At 58.6% G+C, this 23,701-nt stretch carries 23 protein-coding genes; 4 read left to right on the top strand and 19 right to left on the bottom strand.

Translation table 11 applies throughout. From position 1 onward, the window contains the following. Positions 1-31: 31 nt before the first annotated feature. Positions 32-964: a LysR family transcriptional regulator gene (locus tag B7G54_RS24505; protein WP_085041572.1), complete on the bottom strand. Its 933-nt coding sequence runs from the start codon at positions 962-964 to the stop codon at positions 32-34. A 140-nt stretch (positions 965-1,104) separates the two neighbouring features. On the opposite strand from B7G54_RS24505, the gene B7G54_RS24500 reads away from it, so the two are divergent. The 3 genes from B7G54_RS24500 (at position 1,105) to B7G54_RS40020 (ending at position 3,321) form a co-directional block, all read left to right on the top strand. Further along, positions 1,105-2,112 carry a zinc-binding alcohol dehydrogenase family protein gene (locus tag B7G54_RS24500; protein WP_085041423.1) on the top strand — a complete coding sequence of 336 codons (1,008 nt, stop codon included), beginning with the start codon at positions 1,105-1,107 and terminating at the stop codon, positions 2,110-2,112. A gap of 71 nt (positions 2,113-2,183) precedes the next feature. Continuing rightward, the gene (locus tag B7G54_RS40025) at positions 2,184-2,870 is read left to right on the top strand and encodes an L-dopachrome tautomerase-related protein (RefSeq protein ID WP_279628086.1); all 687 of its coding nucleotides are present in this window, start codon (positions 2,184-2,186) and stop codon (positions 2,868-2,870) included. Between the two features lie 52 nt (positions 2,871-2,922). Then, entirely contained in the window at positions 2,923-3,321 is a 399-nt protein-coding gene (locus B7G54_RS40020) for an SMP-30/gluconolactonase/LRE family protein (protein ID WP_279628085.1), read from the top strand. Between the two features lie 207 nt (positions 3,322-3,528). Here B7G54_RS40020 and B7G54_RS24490 read toward each other — a convergent pair whose 3' ends face one another. From B7G54_RS24490 to B7G54_RS24410, 17 genes are all read right to left on the bottom strand, one after another. Continuing rightward, positions 3,529-4,551, bottom strand: coding sequence for an amidohydrolase family protein (locus B7G54_RS24490; RefSeq protein ID WP_244289413.1), 1,023 nt, complete (start codon positions 4,549-4,551; stop codon positions 3,529-3,531). A 129-nt stretch (positions 4,552-4,680) separates the two neighbouring features. Beyond that, positions 4,681-5,640, bottom strand: coding sequence for an alpha/beta hydrolase (locus tag B7G54_RS24485; protein ID WP_085041421.1), 960 nt, complete (start codon positions 5,638-5,640; stop codon positions 4,681-4,683). A 194-nt stretch (positions 5,641-5,834) separates the two neighbouring features. After that, on the bottom strand, positions 5,835-6,437 hold the full coding sequence (wrbA, locus tag B7G54_RS24480; protein WP_085041420.1) for an NAD(P)H:quinone oxidoreductase: 603 nt from the start codon (positions 6,435-6,437) through the stop codon (positions 5,835-5,837). 177 nt (positions 6,438-6,614) lie between these two features. Further along, the gene (locus B7G54_RS24475; RefSeq protein ID WP_085041419.1) at positions 6,615-7,379 is read right to left on the bottom strand and encodes an SDR family NAD(P)-dependent oxidoreductase; all 765 of its coding nucleotides are present in this window, start codon (positions 7,377-7,379) and stop codon (positions 6,615-6,617) included. Between the two features lie 87 nt (positions 7,380-7,466). Next, positions 7,467-8,453, bottom strand: coding sequence for a zinc-binding dehydrogenase (locus tag B7G54_RS24470; protein ID WP_085041418.1), 987 nt, complete (start codon positions 8,451-8,453; stop codon positions 7,467-7,469). A 449-nt stretch (positions 8,454-8,902) separates the two neighbouring features. Next, on the bottom strand, positions 8,903-9,262 hold the full coding sequence (locus B7G54_RS24465; protein ID WP_244289412.1) for a BON domain-containing protein: 360 nt from the start codon (positions 9,260-9,262) through the stop codon (positions 8,903-8,905). A gap of 67 nt (positions 9,263-9,329) precedes the next feature. Then, positions 9,330-10,409, bottom strand: a complete 1,080-nt coding sequence (locus B7G54_RS24460; RefSeq protein WP_085041417.1) for a porin — start codon at positions 10,407-10,409, stop codon at positions 9,330-9,332. 153 nt (positions 10,410-10,562) lie between these two features. Beyond that, complete coding sequence (locus B7G54_RS24455) at positions 10,563-11,012, bottom strand: nuclear transport factor 2 family protein (protein WP_085041416.1); 450 nt, start codon at positions 11,010-11,012, stop codon at positions 10,563-10,565. 406 nt (positions 11,013-11,418) lie between these two features. After that, complete coding sequence (locus B7G54_RS24450) at positions 11,419-12,687, bottom strand: MFS transporter (RefSeq protein ID WP_244289411.1); 1,269 nt, start codon at positions 12,685-12,687, stop codon at positions 11,419-11,421. Between the two features lie 396 nt (positions 12,688-13,083). Further along, on the bottom strand, positions 13,084-14,163 hold the full coding sequence (locus tag B7G54_RS24445) for a maleylacetate reductase (protein ID WP_085041415.1): 1,080 nt from the start codon (positions 14,161-14,163) through the stop codon (positions 13,084-13,086). Positions 14,164-14,173: 10 nt separating this feature from the next. Further along, on the bottom strand, positions 14,174-14,476 hold the full coding sequence (locus B7G54_RS24440) for a Dabb family protein (RefSeq protein ID WP_085041414.1): 303 nt from the start codon (positions 14,474-14,476) through the stop codon (positions 14,174-14,176). Next, a complete protein-coding gene (locus tag B7G54_RS24435; protein ID WP_085041413.1) occupies positions 14,473-15,357 on the bottom strand; it encodes an intradiol ring-cleavage dioxygenase in 885 nt (294 codons plus the stop codon). The genes B7G54_RS24440 and B7G54_RS24435 overlap by 4 nt, the downstream gene beginning before the upstream one ends. 198 nt (positions 15,358-15,555) lie before the next feature. Beyond that, positions 15,556-16,218 (bottom strand): hypothetical protein, encoded by a 663-nt coding sequence (locus B7G54_RS24430; protein ID WP_133059211.1) that lies wholly within the window; start codon positions 16,216-16,218, stop codon positions 15,556-15,558. A gap of 58 nt (positions 16,219-16,276) precedes the next feature. Continuing rightward, positions 16,277-17,158, bottom strand: a complete 882-nt coding sequence (locus B7G54_RS24425; protein WP_425266521.1) for a SphA family protein — start codon at positions 17,156-17,158, stop codon at positions 16,277-16,279. A gap of 129 nt (positions 17,159-17,287) precedes the next feature. Further along, entirely contained in the window at positions 17,288-18,112 is an 825-nt protein-coding gene (locus tag B7G54_RS24420) for an alpha/beta fold hydrolase (RefSeq protein WP_085041411.1), read from the bottom strand. A 47-nt stretch (positions 18,113-18,159) separates the two neighbouring features. After that, on the bottom strand, positions 18,160-19,446 hold the full coding sequence (locus B7G54_RS24415) for an LLM class flavin-dependent oxidoreductase (RefSeq protein WP_085041410.1): 1,287 nt from the start codon (positions 19,444-19,446) through the stop codon (positions 18,160-18,162). A 125-nt stretch (positions 19,447-19,571) separates the two neighbouring features. Further along, complete coding sequence (locus B7G54_RS24410; protein ID WP_085041409.1) at positions 19,572-20,063, bottom strand: flavin reductase family protein; 492 nt, start codon at positions 20,061-20,063, stop codon at positions 19,572-19,574. Between the two features lie 680 nt (positions 20,064-20,743). Here B7G54_RS24410 and B7G54_RS24405 point away from each other — a divergent pair. After that, the gene (locus B7G54_RS24405) at positions 20,744-23,338 is read left to right on the top strand and encodes a winged helix-turn-helix domain-containing protein (protein ID WP_165765613.1); all 2,595 of its coding nucleotides are present in this window, start codon (positions 20,744-20,746) and stop codon (positions 23,336-23,338) included. 216 nt (positions 23,339-23,554) lie between these two features. Here B7G54_RS24405 and B7G54_RS24400 read toward each other — a convergent pair. Next, positions 23,555-23,701 (bottom strand): ATP-binding protein (locus tag B7G54_RS24400; protein WP_244289410.1); only part of this gene is annotated, 147 nt, incomplete at its 5' end.

Below are 23,701 nucleotides of genomic sequence, written 5' to 3'. Positions count from 1 at the left end.
TCAGCGCCGGATCGAAACGCCTCGCGCGCCCTTATTTCTCTTGTAATACGGTATGGTTTTTCATTTCAGCGACCATGTACGAGATTTGATCTCGCAGCGCCGCGTGCAGATAACGCACGGTCGGCGAGAATTGCCGGCGGTGCGGGCATACGAGGTTCAGCGGTGCAGGCTCGCCAGGCTGATCCGGAATCAGCACCTCCAGCCGCCCGCTCGTGACGTCATCGCAAACGTCGAGCCATGACTTGTAGGCAACACCGAGCCCCTCCACCACCCAGCGACGCGCAACGTCTGCGTCGTCGCAAAGCAGTTCTCCGTTGACCGTCACCAGCCGGCGCACGCCGTTGACGGGAAATACCCATCGGTCGTATACGCGGCCGCCGAGCGCGAATAGCAGGCACTTGTGCAAGGCAAGCTCGTCAAGCGAGGTCGGGCGACCATGGCGTGCCAGATAGGCCGGCGATGCGACCAGCACACGCCGGTTGCTCTCCGCGAGCGGCAATGCCACATAGCTGGCGGTTTCTGCCACGCCATAGCGAATCGCGACGTCGACCGGATCGCGGAACACGTCCGCCACGTAATCCGACAGCGACAGCTTCAGCACCAGCTTCGGATGCGCGTCGCGAAACGCCGTCAGCCATGGCAGCAGCACGTTTCGCCCAAGATCCGACGGCGCGGAGATCTTCAGCACGCCCTGCAGCTCGTGGCGCTCCCCATGCAGGCGCTCCCGCCCCTCCCTGAGCGCCGACAGCGCTTCCTGCGCATAGGGCAGGTATTGCTCGCCCTCCGACGTAAGCTTCAGGCTGCGCGTCGACCGCGCAAACAGGCGAATGTCCAGCTCCCGCTCTAGCCGCTGAATCGCCGCACTGACCTGCCCCGGAAGCAGGTCGGCCTCACGGGCGGCGTTGGAGAAGCTGCCCAGCGCCGCCGTACGCACGAAGAGTCCAAGGTCGTCAATCCGGATCATTTTCATTCCAACAGTGAAAGTTCTACCCGATTTTCCTGGTTTTTCATCTGTGTTGCAGTTCGGAAAATACGATCCACACGTCGACGGCGGCGATAGCCACCGGTTTCCGACCTCTCTCCACATCGACTGGAACACACCGCATGAAAGCCATCGTCTATACGCAGCACGGCCTCCCGGCCACCCACCCCAACGCGCTCCACGAAGCGGAGTTGCCCCTGCCCAAGCCGGGGCCGAGGGACCTGCTCGTCAGGATTCGGGCGATCGCCGTAAACCCTGTCGACACCAAGGTTCGGAAGGGATCGCCGACCGACGAGCCGCGCGTGCTGGGCTGGGATGCGGTCGGCACGGTCGAGGCCGTGGGTCGCGACGTTTCGCTGTATCAGGCGGGCGACGACGTTTACTACGCAGGGTCGATCGCGCGAGCCGGCGCCTATGCGGAGTACGGGCTGGTGGACGAACGAATCGCCGCGCGCAAGCCCGCCAGCCTGAGCGATGCTCATGCCGCCGCCCTTCCGCTGACATCGCTCACCGCATGGGAGTTGCTGTTCGACCGTCTCGGCGTGGCCGAGGGAGGCGGCGAAGGCGATGCCATCCTGATCGTCGGTGCGTCCGGCGGCGTCGGGTCAATCCTGACGCAACTCGCGCGGCGCCTCACCCGGTTGCGCGTCATCGGCACGGCCTCGCGCCCGGAAACGCAGGCCTGGGTCCGGGAATTGGGTGCCCACGACGTCATCGATCATTCTCGGTCTCTGGTCGAAGGGCTGCGGGAAATCGGCGTACCCCACGTACGTTATGTTGCAAGTCTCACGCAGACGGATAGCCACTATGCGCAGATCGTCGAAGCGCTCGCCCCTCAGGGGCGGCTCGGTGTCATCGACGATCCGGCGACGCTCGATGCGGTGCCGCTCAAGCGCAAAGCCATCTCGCTGCACTGGGAGCTGATGTTCACCCGCTCGCTCTTCGAGACGCCGGACATGATCCGCCAGCACGACATCCTCGACCGCGTCGCCACCCTGGTCGACGACGGCACGCTTCGTACGACGATGGGCGAGCACTTCGGGGTCGTCAATGCGGAAAACCTCCGCCGCGCGCACGCCCTCATCGAAAGCGGCCGCGCACGCGGCAAGATCGTGCTCGAGGGCTTTTGAGCACGGCAACACCGCGTCGGCATTCGATGCCGCGCCGGCAGCCAGATTCCCCCAACGACAGGAAAATAGCCATGCGCCACTCGCGCCGGCATTCCACGCCAATCCGCTACCGCCTGAAATCACTCGCGCTTGCCAGTGCGCTCGCGTTGTGGAGCGTTGCGCCTTACGCCTCGAGCGTCGCCGCAACGCCTGCGGCAACCGTCGCGCCGACACCTTCCGACACCCGGTCAACCCCGGGTACCCTGGATACTGTTGCCACGTTCAACGATGCGATGCCGACCGGCGTCACGGTTTCCGAATCGGGCCGAATCTTCGTCAACTTTCCGCGCTGGGGGGACGACGTGCCGTTCACCGTCGGCGAACTGCGCCACGGCAAGGTCGCCCCGTATCCGGACGCCGAGGTCAATCGCGCGGACGACCGGAATCCGGCCGATCACTTCCTGAGCGTCCAGAGCGTGGTGGCGGACGGTCGCGGCCGCCTCTGGGTGCTCGATACGGCTGCGCCGAATTTTTCCAGCCCGGTCGCGGGCGGCGCAAAGCTCGTCGCCATTGATCTGAAGCAAAATCGGATCGTGAAGACCATCGTCTTTCCCGGCAACGTCATGCGCGCGCAAACCTATGTCAACGACGTGCGCTTCGACTTCCGCGTCGGCAAGGCGGGGGTCGCCTATGTGACGGACTCGTCGCTCACGGGTATTGGCGGCATCATCATCGTCGATCTTGACACGGGCAGCGCAATGCCGACGCCTCACGGATGACGTCTCGACATCTGCCGATCCGCATTTCGTACCTGTCTTCGATGGCGAACACATGATGACCCGTGATGCCGACGGCAACACCCGGCCTTTCTCGGTGGCTTCGGACGGCATTGCCCTGTCACCGGATGGGAAGACGCTGTCTTACTGCCCGCTCTCCAGTCGTCGTCTCTACGCGGTATCGACGGCAATGCTGCGTGATGCCTCCGTCAGCGACACGCAGCTATCGGCGGCCGTCCAGGATCTCGGCGAGAAAGGCGCATCCGACGGGCTCGCGGCAGACGCGAACGGCACTGTGTACGCGGGCGACTACGAGCACAATGCGATCCGCAAGCGCTCACCCGGTGGAGCGTGGACGACCGTCGTGCACGACTCCCGCATTCTGTGGCCCGACACGCTGGCCATCGGCCCGGACGGCTACCTGTACTTCATGGCCAATCAATTGCCACGGTAGGCCGGATTCCATAGCGGTAAGGATCTGCGACAAAAGCCGTACAGGCTCTTTCGTACACACATCGGCGCCGCCCCCGCTCCGGCACATTGATCTTCCGAGGGCGAACACGACACATGTGATCCTGCGCCGAATGCAGGTACATCGACGCGTGTTTCGCAAGCCTGCTTGTTCGCTACCTGCCGGCGTGGCACGCCGGGCATGACGCGTCTACTTTCGCGACGACTGCTGCCTCGTCTCGTCAATCAGCGGACTCGCATGTCGCGTGGACGACAGTCGCGGAAACAGTTGCTCTGCGTTGCCACGGTAAATGGCATGGCGTTGGTCGGGTGTCAGCGGGAATGCATGAAGCATCTCGGTAAACGCCAGCGAGCTACTTTTCGGTGCATAAGGCCAATCGCTGCCGAAGGTGATATGAGTCGGATCGGCAAACGCGAGAAGCGCGGGCATCGCATACGGACTGCTCGATAGCGCGGTGTCGAAGTAGAAGCGCCTGAGCCGTGCAAGCCCGCCGTCGCGGCTACCGTCTGGCGAAACGACGCGAGCGATGCGCTGGGCGGCGTACGGAATGAATCCACCGGCATGAGAAAGAATGATTCTTACGTTGGGGAATCGTTCGAGCCAACCTGACTTCGCGATGTTGATGGCGGCACGCGTCGTGTCGAGCAGAAAGTCGGCGGCATAAGGCGGTATTCCGGGCACGGGTTCGGCCGGCAAATCCCCCGGATGAACAAACACCACCGCATGCCGACGATTCAACTCGTCGAAGAGCGGTGCCCACGACTCGTCGCCAAGATATGTCCCGCGCACGCTGCTGATCAGCACGACACCATCCGCGTTGAGCTGGTCAAATGCATGCTTCGCTTCAGTAATGGCGCCCTCGACGTCAGGCAGTGTCAGCGTTGCAAAGAAGCCAAAGCGGCCCGGGTATCTGGCGACGATGTTCGCGGCGAACTCGTTGACCTCCCGTGCTTTCTCACGTGCTTCAACATCATCACCGAGATGAACTCCCGGAGTGGAAACGGAGAAGATGCCGGTTGCAATACCCAATGCGTCGATGAGGTCCAACGCCCCCTCTTCACTCCACGATGGAATCGCAAGCCCGCCGGCCGTGATGCCGCGCTGAGTAAGCCACGCTGCGTAGGTCGGGGGCACGATGTGGTGATGTGTATCAATCTTTCCTGCCATATGCCAAACCTCATAAATAATTTCGTCATGCAGAGCATTACACATAGACTGATCGGTCTGGAATTTTTCGAAACAGATTGCCCTGAGTGCTACCCTGACACCACGCCCAATCAGCTGACGGCCTCTGAATGGCAAGTGATTTCCGACGCCGGTTCACTTGCCACCCGGCGTTCGTTACAAAACGGACATCAGATACTCAGTCAGTCGCGCATTGAATTTTTTCGCCGTGTCGCTCGGGATGAAGTTGAATCCGTGAACAGCTCCAGCCACCACCTCCATCGAAATCGGTACGCCAGCACAGCTGAGCTTCTTGGCATACTCGAGACTTTCGTCGAGCAACAGATCGAGGCTGCCGACTGCAATGTAAGCGGGTGGCAGATTCTCGAAACTCGGCGCGTACGACGGCGAGTAATATTGAATTTCAATATCCTCGACCTTTTTTTCTCCAAGAAGATATTTCCATCCGAAGTCGTTCACATCGTGGGTCCACACATACTCGCCGGCGTATTTGTTTTTGACCTCGGCAGGATTGGCAGACGTCTTGTAGTCCAGCATCGGGAACAGCATGACCTGGTTTCTGGGGGTGATCTTTGTCTTGTCCCTCAAATAGTGACACAGCGAAGCAGTGAGACCGCCCCCTGCACTTTCTCCCATCACCGTTATTCTCTCCCGATCGATGCCAAGCTGTTCCGCGTTGTCATAAACCCACGTGATGCCGGAAACACAGTCGTTCAGCGGTGTCGGGTACGGGTTTTCAGGAGCCAGCCGGTAATCCACCGCGACGACAACGCAGTGCAGCTTCGTGGCCGCCTCGTGGTGTTCGTTGTCATACAGGTCAGCGGACCCGGCTACATACCCACCGCCATGGATATAGAAAATCGCAGGCAACGGTTCGTTTTCTGTGCCTTGCGAAGGACCGTATACGAGGACGCTCACATCTTCGTTTACCTGGACTTTTTTCCCGAAAAAAGTGTCGTCCACTTTCGAGCTGAACATGCGCACGGCAGCCCTCGTCGCCTCGACATCACCTTTTGTTCGCAATTTAAGGATAATCGGCGATTCAGTGACCGAACTTACCTGATCCTTCGCAATGAGATGACTTGAATTGCTCATATATCTAAATCCTAAGGTCATATGAGATCGTCCGGCCGCTGCGTCCGAGGTCAACTGACGATGCAGTGATCCTACGACGCACGCTAGCCCTGGACCGCTCTAACGACATCCTCTGCGGGTTTCACGCAGTGAAACTAATAGGGATAGTGCCGCCGTCGCCCACCTGCACCAACGGTGGCACACGCAAATCTAATGCGAAACAGGAAACGCCGATGTCAGCGAGATAGTTTGGCCGCCAGTTCCGCTACATGCTTACCCTGGTATCGCGCAATATCAAGTTCGTTGGCCGACGGCTGCCGTGTGCCGTCAGCACCCGCTAGCGTCGTTGCACCATAGGGTGTACCGCCCGTGATCTCGTCCATTTTCGTCAGTCCTGCACAAGCATACGGGACACCGACGATCACCATTCCGTGGTGCAACAGTGTGCTGTGAAAGGACGTAATGGTCGTCTCCTGACCACCGTGCTGAGTTCCAGTGGAAGCGAAGACGCTGCCGATCTTGCCGACCAGCGCTCCCTTCACCCACAGCCCGCCGGTCTGATCGAGGAAGTTGCGCATCTGTGCGGCCATGTTGCCGAAACGGGTCGGAGTGCCGAAGATGATCGCATCGTAATCGGCAAGTTCGGCAGGCGTCGCGACTGCTGCGTCCTGGTCGAGCTTCGCGCCGAAGGCGGCAGCCTGTTCGGCTGGAATCGTTTCTGGAACACGCTTGATGGTCACTTCCGTGCCGGAAACCGATTTCGCGCCGTCGGCCACCGCATTCGCCATCGTTTCGATATGGCCGTACATCGAGTAGTAGAGGACCAGAATTTTTGCCATGATTGCTCTCAAAGTAACGGACGTTCCTCGTATCCCGATACGGATTCCATCAGGGCGAGGAACTTCCTGGAGGCGACGGGGTCGTGCCGACGTCTGCGACGTCCCGCCACCAATATTCGCGATCCTACGTATCGCGACGGCCTGCTTCGCACGCAATATGCGTGTGAATGTCGTGGATTAATGTGCAGTCATGCCGCCATCGGCGAGCCAAACCGCACCAGTGACGAATGACGCTGCGGGAGAACAAAGGAAAAGCACCACACCCGCCATCTCCTCAGGTTCCGCCGCACGGCCCATCGGGCTACTCGCCATCAGGGTCTGTGTCATAGCCGGATCGCTCAGCCAACGGTCCGTCATCGGCGTGCGGATCAAACCCGGCGCCAATGCATTCACGCGGATTCCCTTGGTTGCGTAGTCGAGAGCGGCGGCCTTCGTCAGACCAATCACCCCGTGTTTCGCTGCCGCATAGGGCGCCATCCCTGGATCAGCGATTACCCCCGCCACCGAGGCCGTGTTCACGATGGCGCCGCCGCCCGTCTTGAGCATGGCGTCGATCTCGTGTTTGATGCACAGGAACACGCCCTTGAGATCGACGGCGATCACCCGGTCAAAATCTTCTTCCGTCATGTCGGCGAAAGGCGCCGTTCGCGGCAAGATCCCCGCATTGTTGAATGCGGCGTCGATCTTCCCGTAAGTCTCGACCGCCGTCGCCACCAGCGCACGCACCGCTTCGGCGTTGCTGACATCCGTCTTCACGAAGATCGCTTCGCCACCCAAGGCGTGGATTTGCTCGACGGTTTCGTTGGCACCTTGCCCCACATCACCGATCACAAGCCGAGCGCCGCGCTCGGCAAACGCCAGCGCGGTGGCCCGGCCGATACCCGACGCCGCTCCCGTGATCAGGACTGTCTTGCCGGAATAGTCGAATTGTTCGTTACCCATTTTTCATCTCCTGCGTTAATGCAGCGCTCGCTGCCTATCGAAACTAGCGGATGGCGACATCCGGCTTTCGGAATGTTCGCGCCTGACTCAAACTCGCACCACCAGCTTTCCGTGTGCACGATTGCTGTCGATCCACTCGTGCGCTTCGCGTACTTCATCGAACGCGAACGTATGTTGAAGATGCGACGGCCAGTGAGCCCCGGCGACGTCGTTGACGATCGAGCGCAGTGGTGAATGTGTCAGCGGGAGCGCCGCCGAGCCAAGCAATTGCGCTGGAAAGAAGGCAAGCCGAACAGCCGGTGGCAGATCAGCCATCAGATTCAATTTTTCGAGAACCGGCGGACCGCCAAGCATCCCGATCACGGTGACTGCGCCGAAGGGTTTCAATGTCCTTGCCGTATCACGCAGCGTTGACGCACCGACCACTTCTAATACCGCATCAATCCCTTCGGGATGGAGCCGGAGCACCTCGCTGGAAATGGTCCCGCTGTCGACAATCACACTATCTGCGCCGGCAATGTGAAGCTGTTCGACGCGATCTTTCGAGCGTGTCGTCGCAATCACGTGCAGATCTCGGGCTTTCGCGTAGGTGACGGCCGCCAGCCCAATTGTCGACGTGGCACCGCGCACGAGAATCATCTGTCCCGACTCGATTTCCAGGCTGCGACTCAGCGCACCCCAGATCGTCAGATAGGCCAGCGGCAGTGCCGCGAGCTCTTCCCATGACAGTGCGGTGCCGCCGAGGTCGATCACGTTGGTACGCAACACCGTCACTTCTTCGGCATAGGTGCCGCGGCGACTAAACTGCAAGCCGCCCATTACGGTTGCGACGCGCTGGCCAACCCGGAACGTACCGGACGGATCCTCGAGGATTTCCCCGACTGCCTCGACGCCGGGTACGCGCGTGCCGTCGACAGGCCCCATCTTGCCCGCACGTAGATAGGTCTCGACACGATTGAGGCCAAACGCACGGACCCGAATACGAACTTCATCCGCGTTCGGCGGAACGGACGGGATGTCACGGAGTTGCAGGACTTCCGGTCCGCCGCTACGGTCGATCACATATGCTTTCAAGGCTCTTCCTTCGCAATGAAGTGGCCCTAACCGATCGTGCAGATATGCCGGTCAGGATGATTGATGGAACCACGCCTCCCCCGCAGAACTCCTACCGTCTTGATCCTCCGATCAAATCGCAAGTTCTGGCAGAGAAGCGACGACGAAGCCGTCGTAGCGGTTCGGGCCCGCACGCTGGTCACCCGACTGACAAGTGAGCGACCACGTCTGTATTGCTGGCCGCAACCATTGATTCAAAACGATTCAGAATAGCGTGCATGGCTCATGACCAATGCGGGTGTTGCTTCCACTATGCACGCTCGGATCGTGGTGTGGAATCGACAAAAGTGACAACCATCCTCTCGGATTCGAGAGGATCAGCAAGCGGAGAATGTCACGGTTGCATATGCCATCTATTGCCGACGTGAATGTGCGTCCTCGCGGAGCCACACCGCTCGACGACGTACGGCTCATTCCGGCCGAATCATTAGATCGTTCTTGACGGCTGAGACGCCGCTCACCGAACTGGCAACGGCCGTCGCTACCTCCGCCTGCCTCGAGTCCACGACCGAGCCACGCAGCGTGATCTCCCCACGGCGCGCGATGACGGCTATATTCGTCGCGTTCAATCCCCTCGTACCAGATAGCGCCCTGATCACGCCCTTCTGCAGCCTCAGATTCTCTGCTTTCGTCACTTTCTTGTCCGCAACGCCGACCGATCCAGTTGCCACAGTGCTCGCGGCCTGGTCGCCGGTTGCGTGCGCGCTTGTCACGGCGACAAGCGCGAGCGCAGCCATCAGCACCTTCAGATTCCCGTTGAGTTTCATCATTGCTTTTTTCCACATTCGGTCAGACGACGCGCCATTCGAAGGAACCGCAGCGCCACCTGGAGTGCGTTTAGAAAGATTTTCGAATGCCCAGCACACCGCCGAACGACGTGCCTCGTCCTTCGTAAAGCGCACCGATCATCGACAAGCCGGTATTCATTGCTTCGTGGTTATTTACTATTCCGGCCTGTGCGTAAAGCGCTGTCGATTTAGATAAAAAGTAATCCGTACCAATTGCGGCAAGAATAGAATGGTTAGTGGTGTGATTGCGGTCGCTCGTCAGCCATATGCCGCCGTTGACATCAAGCGTCGGCAACACAAACCAGTCGACCCCGCCGCCATAGACATGATTATTGAATGAACCAGAAACCTTGTAATTCACGAACGATGCTTTCGCGGTGAGCGAGCCGAATTGGTACCCGACGCCGAGCATGCGCCCATCAAATTCGACATTGGTCGGAATCGGCGTGCTACTCGCTCCGCCGGCATTCCCGCTGTAGAGCGCCGCGTTCAGTGTGAGACTGCCAAGGTGGTAACGAACGCTCGCGGAATATTGCCGGCCCGCGCTGAAGTCGCCGGGCGTCCCGCCAAATGCGATCAATGCGCTCACGTTGAATCCGGCAATCGTGGGGCTAGTGTACGACACCGAGTTTGGGTTGAAGACGCCAGTCGCGAACACGCTATCAACATAGTGGATCGCTTGGCTGCCGAATAGAGAAAGACTTCGTGGATCGGCATCGTATACGGCAAGAAAAAATGGGGAGAACTGCAAGCCCATCTTGAGTTCGCCAACAGAGCTGGCAAGCGATACCCATGCCTCGCAACCGAACAGGTTTCCGTTGCAGTGGAGTAGCTCGCCATTCGTCGCGCTGATCCCGCTCTGTAGCCGGAATTTCGCGTGGACACCGCCGCCCAGGTCCTCCACCCCAGTCAGACCGAACTGAGAATAGTAGCCTCCCCCGTCAATCATCGAAATTTGTTTCCCGGCATTCAAGCCGGTGACGGGATCGAGCGTCTTGTTGGTATACAGAACTGCGACATCGATCACGCCGAACAGCGTGACGCTGCTCTGGGCATGCGCGGGTCCGCACGCAGCGGTTGCCAGTAGGCAGCCGACGAGTCCCAGCCCACCCTTCCTTTTCACTGACATTGTTGTCTCCGTTACCCACCGCACGAAGTGCGGCAATCTTTTTGTTATCGTCCCCGCGCGGGATCGCCGCGCGATTTGCCACAATTCGCCTTCTTTACCGGCGAGCCTTCTTGCGTGCATGACCGGCGGCAGGACATCTCCGCCGGCATCGCCTCAATACCGACGCATGTGTTCGGCCTCGAGCCACGGGTATCGGCCCGTGTCCGCGCCTGCATAGTCCGGATCCAGATAGATGTGACAGCGATGGATCCGGAAGTCGCGAATCTCGAATACGTCGCACCAACGGCCGGCATGCGTGGCGCCGGCCCGCCACTGAGCACCGCTTTTCAGCTTGCCGCTCGAAAGCCCCTCGACGCACACGAGATCGCCCTGCTGGACGAAATTCAAGTACGAGGTTTCGTGCGCCACGCTGTCGATAATCGCCATGAGATCGGAAAACAACTGCTCGATCTCCGGCTTGCCTCGCGCGAGGCCCCATTTCGGGAAGTACACTTCTGCATGTTCATCGAACAACTCGAGGAAATTTTCACCGCGATCGAGCCGCCTGAAGTACTCGATGGCTACGGCCTTCCTCTGTTCGTCATTCATCGATTTTATTTCCATTGCTCACTCCTTTCACGCACATGATCGTGCGAATTTTCACTTACATATGGACTACGAAATAATTGTCTTGAATATCGACATCGAATTCTCGATCGCTGTTCCGATGCCGGGAAGACCGTTACGATTCGGCGTGGGACATGAACCAGGGCTTGCCAAGTGGACGTCTCAAAACATGTCCCGTCATCGCTCTTGTGCCTTAACCAATCTCTCGCTCTGACTTACGGGTACTCTTCAAGATCGACTTTCCATGTTCGAACGGGGCCGCCCAAGCTACACCCCGCCTCGCCAAAACATGAGAAGAGATGCCGGCCACATGGCTCATTAAGCGAGGCAAGTATCTCGATACCACGATGAAACCGTAGCAGAGAAGTTCCTATGAATACGGCGGGGTCTGCAGTTCATGGGGTCACGGCACCGTGGAAACGGTACCTTGCTGCGCAAGCCGCACAGGTGCTGTTTCTCTTAACGACAGTGCAATAGCGAGTCCGACCATCAGCGCACCCATGCCGAGTTGCATAATGTGCTGGATGCCGAAATGCTTCGCGACATAACCTGCTACCGATGGGGCTACGCCGCCACCGAACACCTCACCAACGCCGATGACAAGGCCGGATGCTGTTGTCATCAGCTTTGCGGGGACTGCCTCCGCGCTAATCGGGCCGACCGTCAGCGTAATCAAGCTGAAGACGAAGAAGATCGTTGCCAACAGCCAAAGGAACAACCGTGTCGGATCCGCACCGGTTCGCGCCAACGCCCACAACGCCACGAATGCGCCGACTACCGAGATGACCATCACGGGCTTTCGGCCGAGCCGATCCGACAACGCCGGCATGATTAGTCCGCCTAGGGTGCCGCCCAAGCCGATTGCCGACAACACGAATCCCATCTGTTCAAGAGTCATGTGTAGATAGTCGGTAAGATAATTCGGCATCAACGCGCTCAGCACAATCAGACAAGTCAGCCAGCAGAGCATCCCGACGATGTTGAGTGGCACATTGCGGTAACGCAGCACCTCATGCCACCGGTGGCTCGCCGCGTCATGGATTTCCGTATGCTCCGCGGCGGCGGTCGCGCTGGTATTGCGCAGGATCTTCCAGGTCAGCACGGACAGTACGAGCCCCGGTAAGGCGACTATCGCGAAGATCCAGTGCCACGGAATGAAATTGAGAAGCTGGGTGACGAAGATCGGCGCGATGCCGAGTCCGAGAAGCGGCAGCGCTGCTTGCTGAATCCCAATGTTGAGCCCGTGCCGAGTAGGTTTCGATGCATCAAGCGTCGCTGTAATGCTCGGGGGCGTATAGGCGCCCTCGGCAAAGCCCATCGCCGCGCGAATAAGCATCAGGCTGCCGACACCCCAGGCGAGACCGCTCGCACATGCCAGAACCGAAAATGCAAGCATCGCGGGAATGATGACTTTACGATGTCCGAAGCGATCCGACAGATTTCCGGCAAACATCGCGGACAAGCCCCACGCGATGGACAACGCGGCAGTAATGTGCCCAAGATCCTGGTAATCGAGATGCAGGTCACGCATCATCACTGGAAAGAGTGGCATGATCATGAACCGATCAATGCCGACCAGTCCGAAGCCGAGCGACAGCAGTGCCACGATCTTCCATTCGTATGCGGTATCCCAGTCAGGATTTAGCCCATTTTTCATTTCGCTCGTCTCCATTCATTGAGTTTTCTCACGTCGGTGTCATGCTCGCGAACCGTCAGAATGGGAAATTTGACGGCAGCTCTGGCGCGTCCCGCCGTCAGCAGGTCATGCGGAACCGGCGAACGCGTTGGCGAGAAGACAGCCTGTGTGCGGTGATCTACGTTGTCCCACGTGCCTTACGTGCCTTCCGGAACCAACACTCCGTTGATCTGCACTGAGCGCGGCTGTTGGGGCACCGGCAAACCCCGTCGATGTACTTCGTCATCCGCTTGAAACGCCAGTATTGAGGGAGCGTTCGCAAGCTGATCCATTTTTCATTTCAAAACAGATAATTCGGATACCTTATTTTTCAAAATTATTCACGAATGCGGTGATTATTTCCTTGCTCGTGTGCCAGGTCGGCGTATCAGCTCAGGTCTTGTATATGCGAGGCGGCGCGCCTTCGAATGCGTATTGCAGAAGCACCCGCAGTGCTTCGCGCTCGACAGGCCGCGGGTTCCAGTACGGATTCGCGACGGCGAGGTCGGCGGCGCGATCGAGATCGGTCTCTTTCATCCCAAGCACCTTCAGCGCGACTGGTGCGCCATTGTCGCGCGCAAGATCGTAGAGGCCACGCGCGGCATCGTCCGCACCAATCGCACGTGCGATGCGGCGCATCGCGTCGGGCGCATGGGCCGCGTTGTACGCAAGCGCATGCGGTAGCACGACGGTATGCGTCTGCGCATGCGGCAGGTTGAAGCTACCGCCGAGCGTGTGGCACAGCTTGTGATGAAGCGCCATGCCGACATTGCCGAGCACCATCCCGCACAGCCATGCACCGTACAGCGCGTCACTGCGCGCCCGCAGGTCGCCCCCGTCACGCCGCACGCCCGGCAGCCCCTTCGCCAGCGCGCGGATACCCTCTTCCGCGATCAGGCTCATCACCGGATTGGCGTTGTTCGCGTACAGCCCTTCGGCCGCGTGCGCGATCGCATTGATCCCACTCGCCACCGACAGCTCGACGGGCAACGTCACGGTCAGTTCGGGGTCGTAGATCACAGTCTTCGGCAGCACGCGCATATCCGTGCCTGTGCGTTTGATACCGCCGTCGGTCACGCCGTAGATTGGCGTCATTTCGCTGCCCGCATAGGTCGTCGGAATCGCGAGGATCGGCAAGCTGCTTTCAAGCGCAATTGCCTTGCCGAGCCCGACCGTCGAGCCGCCGCCAATCGCGATTGCGCAGTCCGCACCGCACGAGCTCGCAAATGCGCGCGCGTCGCGAGCGATCTCCAGCGGGACATGCATCGTGGCACGGTCGTAGATTCCTGCCCCTCGCGAGCCGAGACGGTCGATGACATCTTGCGCGAGCGCGCGCTGTTCCGGTGTGCACAGCACGATCGCCCGTTCGGCGCCAAGTTCCACAACCTCGCGTTCCAGATGATGCAGGCTACCCGCACCGAATATCACGCGAGCAGGACGAGCCTGATAGATGAAATCCGCTTTGCTCTGCATGCTGCCTCCGTCATTGCACGACGTAATCGACCTGATGACGCGCTATGCGCAAACCCGCGAGTTCATCTCGAACGCGCATGTGCTCGGGATGCGTCGTATAGCCATCAAGCGCTGCGTGCGAATCAAATTCAGCGACGAGCACCAGATCGCACGCGTAGTCGGCTTCGCTGAAATCGGCACCCACTTCCAGGTACGTCATTCCCGGGATGCGGCCGCGTAACCCCTCGAACGCAGCCTTCACGCTCGCTCTCGCGTGACTTCGCTCCCGATCAGTTTCACCTGCCACCTTCCACATCACGATGTGCCGGATCATGCGTCGCCCCCCACCGCGTTCAGGATGAAATCAAAGTCGAGCGTGTAATACGGTATGTCGACGCGTGAACCGTCAGGCGCCGTGCCAGGTGTGTGCCTAACCCAATCGGCGATGAGCGTCGAGCGAACGCCGAACACCGCGTCCGAATCGAGATAGCGGTCGCCATCGCGGAAAACATGCGTGATCAGGCGTTCATAGCCAGTAGCCTGAATCATGAAATGCAAGTGCGCGGGCCGCCACGGATGACGGCCGAGCGCGGCCAGGAGCGCACCCACCGGGCCGTCGTGCGGGATTGGATACGACTCGGCGAGGATCGAACGAAACGCGAAGCGCCCGCCAGCATCCGTATGCAGCCGACCACGTGCGCGATGCGCGGCGCGGTCACCATCTCCAGCCGATAGTTGCACGTCGTAATGCCCGTCCTGATCCGCCTGCCAGACTTCGAGCAGCGCATTCGCGACCGGCGTACCATCGAGTGCGCGCACGTGCCCGCTGACGAAACACGGTTCACCGCTCGCGCCGTTCGAGATGTCGTCGAACTTGTCGTACACGGGGCTGCCTTCAACGTAGAAAGGCCCAAACACGGTCGCTTCGGTGCATCCTTCCGGCTTCGCATGGTTTTGCGCGGTGACGAGGGTCGACAGACCGAGTATGTCGGACAACAAGATAAACTCCTGACGCTTGTCGTCGGTGATGTGACCCACCGCCGTCAGGAACTCAATCGCCGCCTGCCATTCGGCTTCGGTCAGGTTCGCGTCACGTGCGAACGAATGCAGATGCTGAACGAGGCTCGTCATTATGGTGAGTAGCCGATCGTCACGACAGCCGCCTAGCGAAGCAATTACCGCCTGCGTAATCGTGTCTTCGTTCAGGTTGCGCATGTTCGTTGTCTCCGAATGATATTCAATCGATTGAAGGGGCGAGGTAGATTCATTCCGTTGGAAGTGAAAAGGTACGTTCCTGAAATGGTCAGCACGCGTGGAATACGGATCGACGGTTGCCTAGATGCGAAAGATCAGATTCGCGATTGCACACGCGTTTTTCCCCGAGTTTGTCGCGCTCACGGCTGGCGAAAAATGTCATGTTGAACAGGCAATGGCATCGGAAAGCAGACCGGGCCGACCAAGCAGCAGCCACATCCGATCAAGATCTCCCTGCGCCCTTGCAGTTCGCACGGCAGTGCTCGAAATTCGATCGCCGAGTGCCTTTACATCGCGCTGGGTTTCAAGTTCAAAGCCCAACTCAAGACCGGCCTTGCTCAGCATCGCCAGATCACCCCGTCTCCTCGCGCCGAATCGAAAGTCCTCGCCGACCAGAAGCCACTGCACGCCCAGATTTTTCACGAGAACCTGTGATACAAACAGCTCAGCCGGCAGGTTGGCCATATGGTTATCGAAACGGCAAACGTAGAGTCGGTCGATGCCATATCGTTCCAGCAGGGCCGCCTTTTCGCTCAGTGTTGTGAGTCTTCGCGGTGCGATTTCGGGAAACAGGTATTCTCGAGGGTGTGGCTCGAATGTCAGTACGCATGCAGGCAGGCATCTTGATTTCGCCTGGTATTTCAACCTGTCTATCATTGCCTGATGGCCAAGATGAACGCCATCAAAGTTGCCAATCGTGAGCGCCAGCGGTCCATCTGGACATGTCGGCAAGGTATCAACGATCTTCATAAGTTGCTCCAACACCATCTTCAGGGATAATTCGGCGCCGAGACCGAAACCGAACCCGAGTTGCGGCAGCAATGCTTGAGCGCCGTCGTCTCCGTTAGGCGAGGCATCCGTCAAAATTCAGTTCGTCGTGCTACGAGAGCGGAAAGCTCACTTCCACCCAAAGCTTCTCGCCCTGCGGACGATTGCGTACGGCGAATTCATGCTGGTACTTGAACACGATTCCAGCCGCCGGTGACCACATGTACCGCAGTTGCGGCCCTATAGCGACCGCCTGTCCGCGAAAACCACCGTCGGGAACCGGAACGCCGTTCATGGTGTCGTCGGTAACCTGCTTCAGAAAATATCCTTGCAAACCGAACTGAACCTTGTTGTTCAACGAATAGCCGACGAGATAATCCAGGGTCCCAACCACGCCCGAGTGATAGTGTGTGGCAGAATTTGGAGCGTGTATTTCGACAAGCGTGGTCGACGAGACTTCCCACGCCGGTGTGGGAAACCACGTCACGCTGAGGTTGGGCATGAGCGCATACGTGTTCAATCCGGTGTTGGCCACGCGGTTCACCGAGTACGCGCCACTGGGCACCGCAACATCGGTGGCAAGAAATGCAAGGAACGTGTGCGACGGATTCGTGTAGCTGATCAGCCAGGGTTGAAGAATGATGTCCCCAAGCGCGGTCCGATTGCCCGTTCCTCCGGGAGTGGTTACGTGCAGATGGAATACAGGGACGATCAAGCCACTGGAGACACTGAACGGGCCCAAAGTTGTACCCCAAGTGTGTACCGCTCTCGGTGCGTCGACAAACGCATCGAGGTGAAACCCAGGAAGCAGATTTTGTCCGTTTGATCCGGCAAACTTGTTCGCAAAGTAATAGAGCGTGTAGTTATAGAATTGGGTGGCGCCAGGTGGGGGCAGCACGCCGTTGAGCACCGTATTGACTCCGACGGGGTAGCTGATCAGGCCATTCTCTGTCGCGCCTGCGTTGGTATTCAGAAACGCCAGAATCGCCATCATGGAAGGCAGCAGTTTTCTAATGGAATTCAGCATCTCCACTCCATATTTACGTAGCATTACTAATATTTCTATCGGGTACGCGAACCACGTACCCGATATCCTGGCGCCCCATGATTCGCTGCGCGAAAGCTATTCGACGCGCAGGAAATCGCTTACTGCAGCCACTGTTTCGGAAAGCTTCTCCACTTGCGGAATGTGGCCGCAGGCATCGATGACAGCAGCTCTGGAATCCAGGAGTCGAGCCTGCCATTCGTCGACATATCCGACCGGAACCAGCCGGTCTTCCCGCCCCCAGACCAGCAGGACTGGCTTGGTGATCCGATGCAGCCTTGCACTAAGGCCTCGGTCAGGGATAGGCCAGGCGAACTTCCCAGTACAGCCGAAGGCCCAAACCCGTGCCGCGATGGCAGCGGCCGCCAAATTGGGATCTTCGGGAAGCGCAAGCATGGACTGTGCAGCCGGACTCGCCGAATCGTGGAACAGCAGCGACGGAAGTTCTCCTGAGCGAGCGGAGATCCAGTCCGCAACGGGCAAGTCTTCGCGCCACAGGCCAATAGGATCTAGCAGCACGACCCGGGAGGCGAGATTAGGAAAAGCCGCAGCGAGTTCTGCCGCGAGCATGCCGCCGAATGATTGGCCAATCAGTATGGGCTTAACGAGCCCCAAGATGCGGACGACCTCCTCGTACACGAGTACGACGTCGCCAAGCGAGTTGACCGAGTGAATCGCATAGGGATCGCCAGCGCTCGTTCCGGGAAACTCGGGAGCGTAGACGGTGAAGTGTTCAGACAGCCAGGACAGAAATGGATCCCAGCCAAGTCCGGCTGACGGATGCAGGTAGACGACTGGTTGTCCTGCACCCGCGACCTTTACGCGCATGTTGATGCGACCACCCCACACTCGCAGTGTGCGTTCGGTGATGTCTGGACTCGCGGCCCGGGTTTGCATATTCATGAAACAGTTTCCTTTTGACATGTGAGCACTAAGTCAAACTCGCGACCTCAACGGCCCGGCTTCTGCGCTTCGGAACCACCGACGGTTGCGCGCGTGCCATTTGTAACCGGGCCGGGACGCCCGCCGAGCTTGGCCGGCCACCAGTGGTGTTCGTAATCCGAGTCTTTCCAGATGTCACGCAAGTAAGGCGCGACTTCCTTTGCGAACAGTTCGACGTTCTTGATGGCGAGGTGCCGAGGGAGGGATCCGAATGTCAACATGGCATGGAGATTCCCGATGCCGTACAGCTTGATGTACTCGGCCAATTGTTCGCGCACAGTTGCCGGGCTACCGGCGATCACGCAACCCGCATTGACGAGGTCGCGATAGGAGGCATCGCGCAACTTTTCGACCATCCCGAAGTCACCCGGGTCCTTGATCAGGGCTTCGACACCCTTGATATCGATGCCTCCCGGCAAACCCAGCTTTTCGATCGGGATGGCTCCCAGACCCTTTCGGAATCCGTACTCCAGATGCCGCGCGTAGTCAACCTCTGCTTGCGCGTCAGTTTCTGCTACCGCGATGGTCTGCACGAATCCCATGCGGAAGGGATTGCGAGCCATGCCGAGCTGGTCGGCAGTTTCCCAAAATCGGTCGAAGATTCGCTTGCCGGTCAGTTTCGCCCCAAACCAGCTCAGGTAGTTGAACGCCATATTGCGTTCCAGGCACATCTGCATCGTTCGGGGATTTCCGGTGCCCGTGATATAGACCGGGATATTTTCCTGCAAGGGCCGCGGCCAGATGTTGACTGTCGGATGCTGGCTGAATCGTCCGTTGAACGGGAAGGGTTCTTGTTCCCTCCAGGTCCGCAGAATCAGTTCGAGCCCTTCGTCGAAGCGAGGCCGAATGTCGATTGGCGCGATGCCATTGTTGATCGCCGCGTCGTAAGACAAGCCGATCGGGAACCCCGCCACAAGCCGACCGCCGCTCATTACGTCGATCATCGCGTATTCCTCGGCGACGCGAAGCGGCTCGCGGGCCTTACCGAGCGAGCGGCCCATCGGAATAATCGCGACCGGGATGTTTTCCGACTCGGTCATATAAGCCAGAGCACTGGCGATGAGGTCCGGATTCGGGATCATGTCGTATGCCGACTGGCTGTGTTCGGTCACAGCGAGCCCATCAAATCCGGCTCGAGCGGCGACCATCAGCACATCGAGAAAGTCTCGAACGTCCGCGTAAATGCCATCCTGATTGGTGAGGGAGTACGGGGTGTCGCACACCGACTCGTATTGGTGTTCGAAGTCTGCGGGCAACCCACGATACGCCGCTTGCGCAAAAAGACTGATCTTCATCTCTGCTCCTGTGATGCTCTTAACTGTTTAGTTATGCTTATGCTGGTCAACCGATATCGGCCCCGTGGCGTGCCCGACTGGCGACGCGCTCGTGCCCGTCGATCATCCTGATGAATTGCGGGTGGTCAACTGAGCAAAGGAAGACCCATGCTCATAAACTGCCCGTCACTGAATGCCAGTGGGTCTCCATCGCGCAAGATGCTCGATGTAACCTCGCCGACAACTAGGACGTGGTCTCCCCCGTCATACTGCCGCCATGGCTTACATTGGAAAACCGCAATGGCATTTGCAAGAGCCGGTGTTGTGTTGGGCGCGCGGTCGTCGCTCCAGACCAGCTCGATGCCCTCCTTGCTCCGACCTGCAAAGTGCGAAGCGACATCTACTTGATCGGATCGGAGAACATTGATGGCGAAAGGCTGCGTATCAATAGCCGCGCACGTACGGGACGACCGAGCAACCGAGATCAGCACAAGTGCTGGATCAAGGGATACCGAAGTAAACGAATTCATCGTCGCGCCACGCGGACCTTCAGCAGTGCGATACGTCACCACGGTTACGCCTGTCAGAAAGCGTCCGAAGCATCTGCGCAGATTTTGCGCATGCGTCTGAGTGTTCATGTCCCTTCCCTGTCAAATTCCGCCGATTAAGGCAGTCATGCACACGGGAGCGAGCGACAATGCGTAACGAGCACTGCGAGCACTACCCGTCTGAGAAAGGGCGATCGAGGTGAGAGGCACCTCCAATTGGCGTCTCATGGTCATGTCTGTGTCTCCATGTATTCCTTGCACCACATCCTTGCGTCGGGAAGCGGCGCTTCTGATGCGTCAATGTAGTAATCGATGGACGTTCACACACCTGCATAAAGGAAGGTGAGATGTGGTGTTCGAGCTGACGTGGACATGCGTCGTTGACGCAACGCCCGCCCGTCAAGGGTGACAGCCACTACTAGGTGTTTTCCCGCAGCGACCCCGTCGCCCCGATTTTGGCTTCCGGGCGATAAGCATCCAAGCAAGGCGAACGCGACAAACCTATCTTTCGATAGGAACCTAGATGCGGACACGCGTGTATTCTTTTGTGAGGAGACGAGAAACCAAATGACCGGAAGCTTGCTTGCGAGCGGCTATACGGTCGGAGGAGGAGGACGAAGATGCTACCCGTGGTCGCGACCCGGTTACGCCCGCCAACAAGAGCAGGTGCCGCGGTACAGCGAGAGGCACTGCCAACGGCACTGGAACACTTGCATTCACGCCGATTGCTTCTTGTGCGCGCGCCAGCCGGCTATGGCAAGAGCCTGTTGATGACACAGCTCTATGACGCGCTGCGAGCTGGACGGAAAGCGGCCGTAGGGTGGATCAGTGTGGGGGAGATCGGCGCATCCCTTGCCGAAGTCGCGATGCATTGTGCAGCGGCTCTTTCCCATATCGTGCCTGGTCTCGACAGCGCCATGCAGACCCTATTCGAAGCACAGCGCAACGTGTCGCCGGAAACAATCAGCGCAATGTTGTGCAACGAACTGGAGAGCGCTGACGGTGATGGTTTCCTCTTTGTCGATGACCTTCATGCCATTGCCAGCACGCCCGGTGAACGGCTGTATGAATGCTTGCTGCGCGATGCGCCGGAACGGATGCACTTTGCCATAGCAAGTCGGACAGAACCTGGCTTCAGCGTCGCACGGTTACGCGCCCGCGGCGAACTGGGCGAGATCGACTCGACAACGCTCAGGTTCTCGGTGCAAGAAGCTCATCAATTCTTCAACAGCAGCAACGCAAGTCCGCCAAGCGACAGGCTGGTCGAGCTCGCGTGCGAAAAGACCGAAGGCTGGGCAGCAGGACTCCAGTTGGTCTCGCTATCTGTCGGCAGCGGCAATAACTGGGACGAGCGACTTCACGGCCTTTCCGGTAGCAATCGTTCGGTCGGCTCGTTTCTCGCCGACGACGTTTTCTTGGCGCAGAGTGAAGATGTGCAACGCTTTCTGCTGGAGTCGTCGGTTCTCCGGCAGTTCTGCTACGCGTTGTGTGACGAGGTAGGCCAACGCCACGATAGCCGGACTATCATCAAGCAACTCCAGCGACAGGGCCTGTTTATCTTTTCACTCGACGAAGAAGAAAATTGGTATCGGTATCACCACCTCTTCTCGCAATTCTTGAAGAAGCGATTGAGCGAAAGCAGTCAAACTCAGTTATATGCCCTACACCGGCGCGCAGCCCACTGGTTTTGCAGCAATGGAATGCTGGATGATGCCATGTTCCATGCAATCTCCTCGGGCGACTTCAGGTATGCCGCCGGCATTCTCGACGAAGCGTGCAACGACCTATTTTACCAGGGAAAGCTTCTTTCGCTCATGGCGTGGGTCAAGCAGATTCCGGAGAGCGTGCTCAATGAATATCCAACAATACAGCTCATTCGCGCCTGGAACTTGACGCTCGAATGGCGCTTCGACGAGGCTGGATGCGTTCTGAATTCGGTACTTAAGTGCATTCGCGAGTCAGTCGAGAAAGACTCGCTCGTGCCTGAAGCTGCCGCGCGGCTTTACCAAATTTACCAGCATCGAAAAATGATGCTTGCACACTTTTCCGATGACATGCGCACAGTAGAGCGAATGTGCCCTGAGCTGCTGGTAGATTTCGCGGACGATGACCCATATCTTCGCGGCAGCGTTGAGTTGTGCCTTCTTTGCGCTCAGCGGGAGATATATCACCTCGAGGCAGTCGATCGCCTCGAGATGGCGGCTCGTGGCTTTTTTGAGCGAGCCAACAGCCAGTTCGTTCTTGTCTGGCATGAGAGCATCCTGGGACCCGCCCTAATTCAACGCGGCGACGTTGCGAAAGCTACGAGTGGATACCGATCTGCAATTGACATTGCGTACGGCATCGCCGGACATGCCAGCCCATTGGGAGCAATGCCCGCGGTCCTGCTTGCCGAGCTGTTGATGGATTGCGGCCAATACGATGCCGCGAGATCTCTATGGGACCAGTACCTGCCGCTTTGCGACGAGTTGGGCCTCGTCGACCATCTTATTGCCGCATATGTCGGACGCGCAAGACTGGCCTCAATATTCGAAGAAAACGAGATCGCCGAATCACTGTTGGCGCATGCCACGCGATTTGCCTCGGCAAAATCCTTCGACCGTCTTTTCTGGCACGTGACTGCAGAAAAAATCAGGCGCGCAGTACAAAGCAATGATGTCGCTAGCGCGCAGCGGATCGCCAATGAAGCAAAACTACCTCGCGATGCGACACCTCTCTACCCCTCTGATCAAACAACGACGAAAACCGAGGCGATGGCTATCGCGTGGATCAGGCTGGCTTTGGCGCGTGGCTTCGCAAAGGAGGCCGAGGCACTGGCAAAGCGGTGGATCACATTCGCGCTGCCCCGTTCCTGCCTGCGTACCGAGATTCGCATGCGCATTCTGGTTGCCGCGTCGAAGCTGGCCTCCGGTGATGCTCGTGGAGCGACGAGAGCATTGATCGACGCACTTGCGCATGCAGTGCCGCGGGGAATTGTCCTGCCGTTCCTCGAAGAAGGCCACGCGGTCAAGCAAACGCTCGCTACGATCTTTAGCGTCCCGGAAAATCTTCGGTCTGACGTCGAGTTTTCCGATGCACTTCTGCAGACTTATGCCGGAGGACCGGAGAGTGTCTTGCAGCGTCCACGTGCAGCGGTAGAGCAGGCAGCGGCTCTACCAGCGAGAACTGAGGGGCGGCTGTCGCAACGGGAGATTAGTATTCTTGAATTCGTCTCGCAAGGTTTGCAAAACAAGGAGATCGCAGACCGGCTCGGCCTTGCCGAAGGGTCAGTTAAGTGGTACATGCAGCAGATCTATGCAAAACTTGGCGTTAGACGGCGATTAAATGCGTATCAGAGGGCGAAAGCGTTAGGCTTAATCCGATAGTTCTCAGTGCCCCGGCTTCGCCCCCCGCTGCGGTCCGAGACGGTGCCGCTGCTGGTCCGGGGGGCCTCCGACTACGCCACCGCACTGCCAGCGCCATCTGAACAGCCATACAGCTTCAAACGCGTACGCCGGAGTGAATCCAAGTGTTGATTTTCACGCAGTCTTAACCCACCGTTTTCATCCGAATCTGACCCACCCCGAGATAGCCTAGTACATCTATTGCGGTGTGGATAACTCTTCGTTGCCTGCTGGTTTTGCTGCTCTCTTGCTCGTTGTCTTCGCCTTGGCAGAACTGGTCCTGAAGCGCCACGATTCATTGCCCGTTTCGACGATGTGGCAGTGATGGGTAACGCGGTCCAGCAG

The organism is Burkholderia puraquae (genome assembly GCF_002099195.1).
GTDB classification, from domain to species: Bacteria; Pseudomonadota; Gammaproteobacteria; order Burkholderiales; family Burkholderiaceae; genus Burkholderia; species Burkholderia puraquae.
This window is presented reverse-complemented; position numbering and strand designations above follow the sequence as displayed.

What these genes read in the sequence shown, in the direction of transcription:
- B7G54_RS24505 (WP_085041572.1), bottom strand. Translation starts at nt 964, where the DNA reads ATGATCCGGATTGACGACCTTGGACTCTTCGTGCGTACGGCGGCGCTG.
- B7G54_RS24500 (WP_085041423.1), top strand. Translation starts at nt 1,105, where the DNA reads ATGAAAGCCATCGTCTATACGCAGCACGGCCTCCCGGCCACCCACCCC.
- B7G54_RS40025 (WP_279628086.1), top strand. Translation starts at nt 2,184, where the DNA reads ATGCGCCACTCGCGCCGGCATTCCACGCCAATCCGCTACCGCCTGAAA.
- B7G54_RS40020 (WP_279628085.1), top strand. Translation starts at nt 2,923, where the DNA reads ATGATGACCCGTGATGCCGACGGCAACACCCGGCCTTTCTCGGTGGCT.
- B7G54_RS24490 (WP_244289413.1), bottom strand. Translation starts at nt 4,551, where the DNA reads ATGTGTAATGCTCTGCATGACGAAATTATTTATGAGGTTTGGCATATG.
- B7G54_RS24485 (WP_085041421.1), bottom strand. Translation starts at nt 5,640, where the DNA reads ATGACCTTAGGATTTAGATATATGAGCAATTCAAGTCATCTCATTGCG.
- wrbA (WP_085041420.1), bottom strand. Translation starts at nt 6,437, where the DNA reads ATGGCAAAAATTCTGGTCCTCTACTACTCGATGTACGGCCATATCGAA.
- B7G54_RS24475 (WP_085041419.1), bottom strand. Translation starts at nt 7,379, where the DNA reads ATGGGTAACGAACAATTCGACTATTCCGGCAAGACAGTCCTGATCACG.
- B7G54_RS24465 (WP_244289412.1), bottom strand. Translation starts at nt 9,262, where the DNA reads ATGATGAAACTCAACGGGAATCTGAAGGTGCTGATGGCTGCGCTCGCG.
- B7G54_RS24460 (WP_085041417.1), bottom strand. Translation starts at nt 10,409, where the DNA reads ATGTCAGTGAAAAGGAAGGGTGGGCTGGGACTCGTCGGCTGCCTACTG.
- B7G54_RS24455 (WP_085041416.1), bottom strand. Translation starts at nt 11,012, where the DNA reads ATGGAAATAAAATCGATGAATGACGAACAGAGGAAGGCCGTAGCCATC.
- B7G54_RS24450 (WP_244289411.1), bottom strand. Translation starts at nt 12,687, where the DNA reads ATGGAGACGAGCGAAATGAAAAATGGGCTAAATCCTGACTGGGATACC.
- B7G54_RS24445 (WP_085041415.1), bottom strand. Translation starts at nt 14,163, where the DNA reads ATGCAGAGCAAAGCGGATTTCATCTATCAGGCTCGTCCTGCTCGCGTG.
- B7G54_RS24440 (WP_085041414.1), bottom strand. Translation starts at nt 14,476, where the DNA reads ATGATCCGGCACATCGTGATGTGGAAGGTGGCAGGTGAAACTGATCGG.
- B7G54_RS24435 (WP_085041413.1), bottom strand. Translation starts at nt 15,357, where the DNA reads ATGCGCAACCTGAACGAAGACACGATTACGCAGGCGGTAATTGCTTCG.
- B7G54_RS24425 (WP_425266521.1), bottom strand. Translation starts at nt 17,158, where the DNA reads ATGATGGCGATTCTGGCGTTTCTGAATACCAACGCAGGCGCGACAGAG.
- B7G54_RS24420 (WP_085041411.1), bottom strand. Translation starts at nt 18,112, where the DNA reads ATGAATATGCAAACCCGGGCCGCGAGTCCAGACATCACCGAACGCACA.
- B7G54_RS24415 (WP_085041410.1), bottom strand. Translation starts at nt 19,446, where the DNA reads ATGAAGATCAGTCTTTTTGCGCAAGCGGCGTATCGTGGGTTGCCCGCA.
- B7G54_RS24410 (WP_085041409.1), bottom strand. Translation starts at nt 20,063, where the DNA reads ATGAACACTCAGACGCATGCGCAAAATCTGCGCAGATGCTTCGGACGC.
- B7G54_RS24405 (WP_165765613.1), top strand. Translation starts at nt 20,744, where the DNA reads ATGACACAGCTCTATGACGCGCTGCGAGCTGGACGGAAAGCGGCCGTA.